Annotated in this window: 2 protein-coding genes; both read right to left on the reverse strand. The window is 25.3% G+C overall.

Annotated features, from left to right (window positions below):
- Positions 1-92: 92 nt before the first annotated feature.
- On the reverse strand, positions 93-875 hold the full coding sequence (rsmA, locus tag AMN80_RS00315) for a 16S rRNA (adenine(1518)-N(6)/adenine(1519)-N(6))-dimethyltransferase RsmA (protein ID WP_075520039.1): 783 nt from the start codon (positions 873-875) through the stop codon (positions 93-95).
- A partial coding sequence (locus AMN80_RS00320; protein ID WP_075520040.1) for a 4-hydroxythreonine-4-phosphate dehydrogenase PdxA occupies positions 859-1527 on the reverse strand: 669 nt, incomplete at its 5' end. The genes AMN80_RS00320 and rsmA, both read right to left, overlap by 17 nt.

Here is a 1527-nt window from a genome sequence, read left to right on the forward strand (position 1 = left end):
GCTATGAGAAAATTATAAACATCTTAGATGCAGAATTAAATAATAAAAAAAGCGTTTATGATAAAGTTTTTGTTGAAAATCATATAAAAAAACTACTTTAAATTATTTTCAAATTCTATTACTAGCCTAAGAAATTTTTCAACTGATATATTCTGTGGTCTATCTGTGAGTTTAATATTTATTGTTTTTGATACATAATCGTAATTTCTAAACAATTTAATAAAATTTTTTTTTATCATTTTTCTTTTTTGATTAAAAAAAATCTTAGTAATATTTTCAAGATTCTTGGGATTTTTTATTTTTATAATGTCAATTTTTGGAGTAAATTCCAATAATGTACTTTTAATTTTAGGACTTGGAAAAAAACACTCTGGACTAACATCACAGATTTTTTTTACATTAAATTTCCAGTTAGCTAAAATTGTTATTCGACTATAGTTTTTTGTATTTATATTCGCAATTATCCTATCTGCCACCTCTTTTTGAAACATAAGTATTAATTTTTTAAATTTAACTTTTTTGCTCAAACACCAATATGCAAATATTTGAGTTGATATATTATAAGGTAAGTTGCCGTACACTAAATATTGGTCTTTATAAAAACTTTCAGGCAGTTTAAGAACATCATTATTAATTATTTTAATTTGGTTTTTAAATTTCTTTTCTAAAATTTTTACCAATCTAAAATCTTTTTCAATTACTACTATAGCTTTTGGATTTGCTTTAATTATGTATTCTGTGAGGTTTCCTGTCCCAGGACCTATCTCAAGCACTTTGTCTTCTTTAGAGATATTTCCAATATTTGCAATTTTATTAAGAATATTTTTATCTATAAGAAAATTTTGCCCTAAACTTTTTTTAGCTGTAAATCGCATATTTCTCTAAAAAACGTATGGACTCAACAAGACTCTCAGGGTCTGATTTGTTTTTTCCTAACATTTGAACATTTGGACCATGATCAGGTGAAATTCTTAGAAAAGGCAAACCTATCGTTATATTAATTGCTTTAAATCCATATAAAGTTTTCATTGGTCCAAGTACTTGGTCGTGATACATACCAAATATTACATCGTATTTTTTTGAATTTTCTTTTAAAAAAATTGTGTCTGATGCAAATGGACCTTCAATACGAATTTTACTTTTTCTTAAATGTTTTATTGCAGGAATAATCTCTTTCTTTTCTTTGTTTTCTGATCCAAAACTTTCACAATGTGGATTTAGTCCAGTGATAGCAATATTAGGTTTTTTCTTAAGCACTTTTTGGTAGAAAGTATCAATTTTTTTAATTTTACTAATAATAGTTTTTTTTTTTATTTTATTTGAAACTTTTGAAATTGGTATATGGGTTGTTAAAGGACTAACACTCAACTTATGGTTATAGATTAACATTACTGTATCTTTGACGTCTGTTTTTTTTCCTAAATACTCAGTAATGCCGTTATATCTTCCCCTCAAAAAAGTTCTTTTTGAAATTGGCCCATTAATTATTCCTGCACATTTTATATTCTTTACTAATTCAAGAGCTTT

The sequence above is a fragment of the Candidatus Pelagibacter communis genome, assembly GCF_001179985.1.
GTDB classification, from domain to species: Bacteria; Pseudomonadota; Alphaproteobacteria; order Pelagibacterales; family Pelagibacteraceae; genus Pelagibacter; species Pelagibacter ubique_J.

Excerpts from the sequence above, each read along its gene's own strand:
- rsmA (WP_075520039.1), bottom strand. The coding sequence starts at position 875 with ATGCGATTTACAGCTAAAAAAAGTTTAGGGCAAAATTTTCTTATAGAT.